Source organism: Thermosediminibacter litoriperuensis (genome assembly GCF_008124715.1).
In the GTDB taxonomy this organism is placed as follows: domain Bacteria; phylum Bacillota; class Thermosediminibacteria; order Thermosediminibacterales; family Thermosediminibacteraceae; genus Thermosediminibacter; species Thermosediminibacter litoriperuensis.
This window is the reverse complement of sequence record NZ_VNHO01000005.1, coordinates 106,473-112,893: the sequence shown is the minus strand read 5'-3', so window position 1 is coordinate 112,893 and position 6,421 is coordinate 106,473. Positions and strand designations below refer to the sequence as shown.

Annotated in this window: 8 protein-coding genes; 6 read left to right on the top strand and 2 right to left on the bottom strand. The window is 39.9% G+C overall.

Annotated features, from left to right (window positions below; genetic code table 11):
* Positions 1 to 248, bottom strand: a 248-nt coding sequence (locus LZ11_RS03285; protein ID WP_148866478.1) for a helix-turn-helix domain-containing protein, incomplete at its 3' end; no start/stop codon positions are given.
* A 154-nt stretch (positions 249 to 402) separates the two neighbouring features.
* Between LZ11_RS03285 and LZ11_RS03280 the strand changes: the two genes are divergently transcribed.
* Positions 403 to 1,350: a CPBP family intramembrane glutamic endopeptidase gene (locus tag LZ11_RS03280; protein ID WP_148866477.1), complete on the top strand. Its 948-nt coding sequence runs from the start codon at positions 403 to 405 to the stop codon at positions 1,348 to 1,350.
* A 221-nt stretch (positions 1,351 to 1,571) separates the two neighbouring features.
* On the opposite strand, the gene LZ11_RS12325 is transcribed toward LZ11_RS03280, so the two are convergent.
* Positions 1,572 to 1,712, bottom strand: coding sequence for a hypothetical protein (locus tag LZ11_RS12325; RefSeq protein ID WP_170240269.1), 141 nt, complete (start codon positions 1,710 to 1,712; stop codon positions 1,572 to 1,574).
* A 426-nt stretch (positions 1,713 to 2,138) separates the two neighbouring features.
* On the opposite strand from LZ11_RS12325, the gene LZ11_RS03270 reads away from it, so the two are divergent.
* Genes LZ11_RS03270 through LZ11_RS03250 form a run of 5 tightly spaced genes read left to right on the top strand, consistent with a single transcriptional unit; the run spans position 2,139 to position 6,414 of the window.
* Positions 2,139 to 3,137 carry an ABC transporter ATP-binding protein gene (locus LZ11_RS03270; protein ID WP_148866476.1) on the top strand — a complete coding sequence of 333 codons (999 nt, stop codon included), beginning with the start codon at positions 2,139 to 2,141 and terminating at the stop codon, positions 3,135 to 3,137.
* A complete protein-coding gene (locus LZ11_RS03265) occupies positions 3,118 to 3,918 on the top strand; it encodes an ABC transporter permease (RefSeq protein WP_148866475.1) in 801 nt (266 codons plus the stop codon). Before LZ11_RS03270 ends, LZ11_RS03265 begins: the two co-directional genes overlap by 20 nt.
* A complete protein-coding gene (locus LZ11_RS03260) occupies positions 3,902 to 4,693 on the top strand; it encodes an ABC transporter permease (protein ID WP_148866474.1) in 792 nt (263 codons plus the stop codon). The genes LZ11_RS03265 and LZ11_RS03260 overlap by 17 nt, the downstream gene beginning before the upstream one ends.
* 39 nt (positions 4,694 to 4,732) lie before the next feature.
* Positions 4,733 to 5,689, top strand: a complete 957-nt coding sequence (locus tag LZ11_RS03255; RefSeq protein ID WP_148866473.1) for a CPBP family intramembrane glutamic endopeptidase — start codon at positions 4,733 to 4,735, stop codon at positions 5,687 to 5,689.
* A 29-nt stretch (positions 5,690 to 5,718) separates the two neighbouring features.
* Positions 5,719 to 6,414: a hypothetical protein gene (locus tag LZ11_RS03250; protein WP_148866472.1), complete on the top strand. Its 696-nt coding sequence runs from the start codon at positions 5,719 to 5,721 to the stop codon at positions 6,412 to 6,414.
* Positions 6,415 to 6,421: the final 7 nt, after the last annotated feature.

Sequence of the window (6,421 nt, the reverse complement as noted above, 5' to 3'; positions counted from 1 at the left end):
TCTTTGATTCTTTCGTAGATGACTTCGCAATTGAATATACCAAGATTTATGAGCTCTTGAATGGTGTCTTTGTATGGATCGAGCTTTGATCCTCTTTTGGGATGCGGCTTCCTTTCGGGAATGCCCTCTGCCCTTAAGTATTTTCTTACCGTATTCCTTGAACGGCCTGTTTCTCGTGCAATTGCACGGATGCTCTTGCCCATTGCTCTTAATTCGTGTAACATGATAATAGATCCACTCCCCAGCACTTATTTCCCTCCGATCTTTTGGCTGGTATCAGAGGGATATTTCGCCAGGGGGTGGGTCAATTCCTTTTCGTTGCTCCTGGGTCAATTATACACCGGCGGTGACACTTTGGTGATGGTAATTTAAAATTAAGAAACTGTTTTAGGAGGAAGGTTAGTGAATAATATTTCTTCTTTATTGGATGGAAAAGTATTAAATATTATGCTTCATTTTTATAGGAGATTAAAGGAAACACCATTACTTCTGGGTTGCATAATTGTAGGATTAGCAGTAACATTTGGTTTGCAAGGTTTTCAGGGATTGTTTATAGGCTTGATAAATTTGTTTTTGCTATTAATCTGGGCCTTAATAATAAGGATTATGACTGAAGATTCTCCTGAGCAAGTTAAGCTAAAAAATCCAAAATTAGAATTGTCTATCGGGGTTATACTTGTTATTTACAACATTATAATGGCTATTTTTGTTCATTTAAACGGAGAATATATTTTTAATAATAAATTGCATATTTCTATCTATAGATTTTTACAAAATAGTTTTCTGTTCAACGACTTAGGATATATGGAACTAATAAAATTATGCGTATCTATAATAAATGCTGGCCTAAATACAATAATTATTACGCTTCCATTCCTATTGGTATTTAAACTCATGGGTTATAAATATAAAGAAATAGGTTTTAGGGGTGGATACTGGGAGCTCACTATTGTCCTTTTAGGATTGAGTTTGTTATTAGGAATTTATGAAGGATTATACAAAGAAATTGATTACAAACTACTTGTATTTTCATATATTATTCGAATATTCATAAACGGTCTACCTGAAGAATTGTTTTATAGAGGTTTTTTACTTCCGCGATTGGAAGTTATATTAAAGAATTCACTCAATGCTTTAGTTATTTCTTCGATAATTTTTAGTGCAGTTCATGTTCCTTCTTGGGTAATAAAATACAATCATAGTCTTTGGCATGCTTTTTTGGATATATTTAGCTTCGGTTACCAGTCTCACAGTCTTATATTGGGATACTTATATTTAAGAACAAGGAGTGTTATTCCCGGTATACTGTGGCATGCTTCCGTTGGAATATTGGGTAAGATATTTTTATGATTTTAGAGAATCATTGGGAATTGGTATATATTAAAAAATAGGAAAAAATACGATTATAACCTGCCGGCTGACAAAACCGTTTTGATAATTGCTCATACAGACTCTTGACCTTGAAAATTGTGACAAAGTGATGGTCTTACATAAAAGAGAAATTGTTGAAGTTGGGATTCATGAAGAGCTTTTAGCCAAAAGAGGAGCTTACAACAATTTGCATTATAAAGTCATAAGCGGATGAGTCTTTCATGCAGCTCATCCCTCTGCCATTTGATCTGGCCACGGCTACCCATATCAAAACCTTTTTCGAGCAGCGCGGTGTGCATTAACTTTGCTTCGGCGTAAGGATCTTCTTTTTTTCTTTCCAAGAAGCCCACCTCCTCGATTTCAGTATATCACGTATTTACGTGAAAAAAACAATCTGTGATAAAATTTCCCTTACCTAAAAAAGGAATTTACAGATTTGTGCCGAAATTAAAAAACCAATCTTTAACATAAGGGGGTATTAAATGGGGATTGAAAGAAACATAATGAAATTCACCCTGTACAGTGTTTTTACGAAGGCGTTATTCATGGATGCTATTATTACACTTTATTTGTTCGCACACGGTTTGAACGTTACCCAAATAATGTTCTTGGAGTCACAGGAAAAATTTAATAATATAAAAATAATAGTTTGATTCCGATAATATTGACAGAACCATAAATTGAGATAGAATAATGTAAAATCCTATTCCATCTTGGCTAATTTTCACATTCCAGAAGGGTTTTCCCATAAGGAAAGGTGAGGTCATTTGTGTATCGAGGTCAACCGGGTTTCAAAACAGTATACCCTATGGAAGATCAAGGGGTGGACGCGCAGAGAGCGGCAGGTGATAGAGGCGGTAAAAGACGTCTCATTCCGAGTGGAGCCCGGCCGGGCTCTGGCGCTGATCGGGCCCAACGGGGCGGGCAAATCCACAATGATAAAGCTGCTGTGCGGAATTCTCAGCCCGACGCAGGGCAGCATAAGGGTTCTGGAAATGGACCCTTTTAAAGACCGGAGCAGATTGGCGTACCGTATTTCCTCCGTATTCGGGCAGAGGTCCCAATTGTGGTACCACCTGCCTCCCATCGATACCTTTCAACTGTTGGGCAGGATATACGACATAGACCGGGTAGAGCTTAAAAAGCGAATGAAGGAGTTAATCGAGTTATTCGATCTCAGCTCCTTCCTCTACCAACCGGTGCGCAAGCTTTCTCTGGGACAACGCATGCGCTGTGAAATCGCCGCAGCCCTCATCCATAAACCGAAAATATTGTTTCTGGACGAACCCACTATAGGCCTGGACGTGGTGGCCAGGTCAACGGTAATAGATATTTTGAGAGACTTAAACAGGCATAGGAACGTGACCATAATTCTTACATCCCATGACACCGGCGACATCGAGCGAATCTGCGAGGACGTCATCGTTCTCAACGAGGGTAAAATCGTGCTGGAGTCGAAAATCAGGGAAATGAGGAAGAACTTTTTCCATTCCAAGATTATCGAAATTGAATTTGCGGAACAGCCCAACGATTTGAACCTTCTGCCGGGGGTCAGGGTATTCGATCAAAACGGGCCTGTGGTAAAACTGGAAGTAGATTTAAAAACGTGTGATGTAAACGAGGTGGTGAGCCGGATAGTTGCTTGCAATGCAGTCCGGGACATAACCATTCAGGACCCTCCTCTGGAATCGATAATCCAGCACATCTATCTTTCAGGTTATTCGGCGGAGCGGGAGGCGGGACAGAATGCTCAAATCGATGGATAAATACATGGCTGCCGCCGCTTTGAGTGCGAAGAATTACCTGGCGTATACTTCCGAGGTGATCTTCCGGTCGGGGTTCCTGGTGGTTATCCTGTTCGTATTCGTCAATTTATGGACGGTCACTTACAGCCGCTCCGGCGCCGGGGTTATCGCAGGGTTTGACCTTAGACAGATGCTCCGGTACCTGGTATTCACCGAATCCATAGTTATTTCGCGCCCCAGGGTGCATCAGAAAGTTGAAGAAGACATCAGAACCGGGGCTGTAAGCTACACCCTCGCCCGGCCTTATAACTATCTTTTATTTCAGTTGAGCGTAAGCTTCGGAGAGCGGATGGTGCGGTTTATGTGCACCCTTCTGGTGGGTTATGCTGTCATGACTATTATGATAGGACCTTACATTCCCGGTTTATCTGCGCTGCCTTTTCTTGCAGTTACAGTGGCCCTCGCGATGCTGGCCGACCTGATCGGCATGATCGCCGTCGGGTTGCTCGCCTTCTGGGTGGAGGACGTATCGCCCTTTTTCCTGGTGTATTCCAGGCTGCAGATGCTGCTGGGGGGAATGATAATACCCATCACCTTATTCCCGTCTTTTCTCCGCAGGTTGTCGGAGTGGCTTCCCTTCAGGTTCATGGTGTATGCCCCCGCACGGCTGTTTGTGGATTTTGACTTGAATCGGGCTTGGGGCGTTGCGGTGGGACAGATTCTGGTGTGCCTTTTACTTTTTTTAATCGGGATGTCGGTATACCGGATGGGGGTGAAACGCCTGGATGTCAACGGCGGGTAAATACTTTAGCCTTTTTTTGGGTTACTTGCACATTAACGCCAAAGGGCTCCTGGAATACAGGGTCAGCAGCCTTATAGCTCTGTTCGGTTCCCTTTTAAACAGCGCCATCTGGCTGGTCTTCTGGTGGGTGTTTTTCCGGAGGTTTCCAAATATTTCCGAATGGCAGTTCGTCCATTTATTCACCATTTGGGCTGTGCTGAACGTGGCATTAGCGTTTGTAAGCGTCTTTTACAACGTTTACAAGATCCCGGCGATTATCAACGAGGGCAAGCTGGAGTACTACCTCGTAAGGCCCAAAAATGCGCTCTTCCACCTTTTAATCGCCAGGATGCGGCTGGTGGATCTGGTGGAAGCCTTCATATGGTTTATCAGCTTTATCATACTGAAACCGGAACTGCCGGCGGTCATTCTATTCTTAGTAATGTCGGTGATCTCGTCGGCAATCATCCACGGTTTTCTCCTCATCCTGGGTTCTCTCGGCTTTTTCCTCAAGTCCGCCGACGGTATCGGCACGGAATTATACAACGCCCTGATCACCTTCAGCACGTACCCCAACTGGATATTCGGCGGAGCGACCAAGTGGATAATCTTCACCGTAATCCCGGCGGGTTTCATCTCTTACGTTCCCGTCCAGGTGATTTATAACCGGGTTTACTGGTGGATACTCGGGAGCCTGGGATTCGCTGTACTCCTGAACGTTGTCGGTTGCGTCGTCTTTTCGCGGGGACTTAAGTACTTCGAAACCGGCAATACTTTCGTTCTTAGGGCGGATTGATACAGCGTAATATAAAAAAGCAAAGTGGGGTCGAAGTAGGTGAGTAATGTTAATTCTTTATTGGATGGAAGAGTATTAAATACTTTGCTTCACTTTTATAAGAGATTGAGAGAAACTCCATTGCTTTTGGGTTATATAATAGTAGAGTTGGCAGTAACATTTGGTTTAGATGGTTTTTGGAGATTAAGTATAGGCTTGATAAATTTATTTTTACTATTAATCTGGGCCTTAATAATCAGAATTATGACAGCAGATTCTTCTGAGACTGTTAAGATAAATAATCCTAAATTGGAGTTGTGTGTCGGGGTTGTATTTCTTATATATTTTTATATAATACGCACATTGCTTGATTTTTACCGTAAATATATTTTTTATGATAATAGAGTAGCTGTTTTTATCGAAAGTTTTTTACAAAATATTTTTCCAGGCGATTCAGGTTATATAACCAATTCTATAATGAATGCTGGCATAAATACAATCGTTATGACAGTGCCGCTTTTATTGATATATAAATTCATGGGTTATAAATATATAAAAATGGGTTTTAGGGACAGATACTGGAAGCTCACCTTTGTTCTCTTAGGAGTGAGTTTCTTATTAAATGATTTAGCATATCGTATTCATCATGCTATAGGATTTTTTGAGTATGAGGGGTTTGTAGTTCCGTTTATTTCATTTATTATTGGATTATTTATAAGTCTTCCTATAGAATTGTTTTTTAGAGGTTTTTTGCTTCCGCGATTAGAAGTTTTAGTAAAGAACCCATTAAATGCTCTAGTTATTTCTTCAATAATCTTTAGTGTAGGCTATATTCCTTTTTGGCAAATACAGCAAAGTTACGGTCTTTTGCGCGCTTTATTGAGTGTTTTTAGCTTTGGTAGACAGCCTACGCCTACGGGTCTGATATGGGGGTATTTATATCTGCGAACAAGAAGTGTTATTCCCTGTATCATGTGGCATGCTTGGGCTTTGACATTTGGCCGGATATTTTTGTGATTTTAAGTCAGCCGGTATAGGTGATGTTTATGAAAAAGAAATTGTTAATTTTATCGGTTGCATTATTGCTGACGGTATTAATGTGGAGTATTACTTATAGAACCACCAATTTTAATAAAGAAAATGAAGATGAATTAGCAGAATTACTTAAAAGAGTTGGGAACTATGAGAAAGAAAATAAAGAGTTGAGAATGCAAAAAGGGGAAGAGATAATAGCATTAGTCAACGGAATTCCAATTTATAAAAATGAAGTAGAATATAGAAAAGGTTTAGTAGAAATAGCCTATGGAAAAAGAGACGATGAATTTATAAATTCCTTTGCTGCAATTGTTCGGGTAAAAATACTATCGGATTTTGCCGAGAAAAATAACATACATGTAAATGACGAGGAAATCTTTGATTATATAAAAAAAGAAAAAGCAAATGAAGACCTAGTTAAATATGTGAAGATATTCTGTGAAAATGCTGGAATGACTCTAGAAGAGTACTGGAATGAGTATGAGTATGAGAAAGTTAAGCTTTTATTGACATTGAAAAAGCTAGAGGACAGCATAATAGAACAAGGAATACAAAAGGGAGAAATACCCCAAATATCAGATTATCATATTAAACAAAAATACGTAAAAGATTTCCAAAATAATTTAATAGAAAAGGCCGACATAGAAATAGACCAAAATTATATAGAAGAATTAAAAGGCTTTAATAACGAAAAATTATTCAAGTAAAATATAT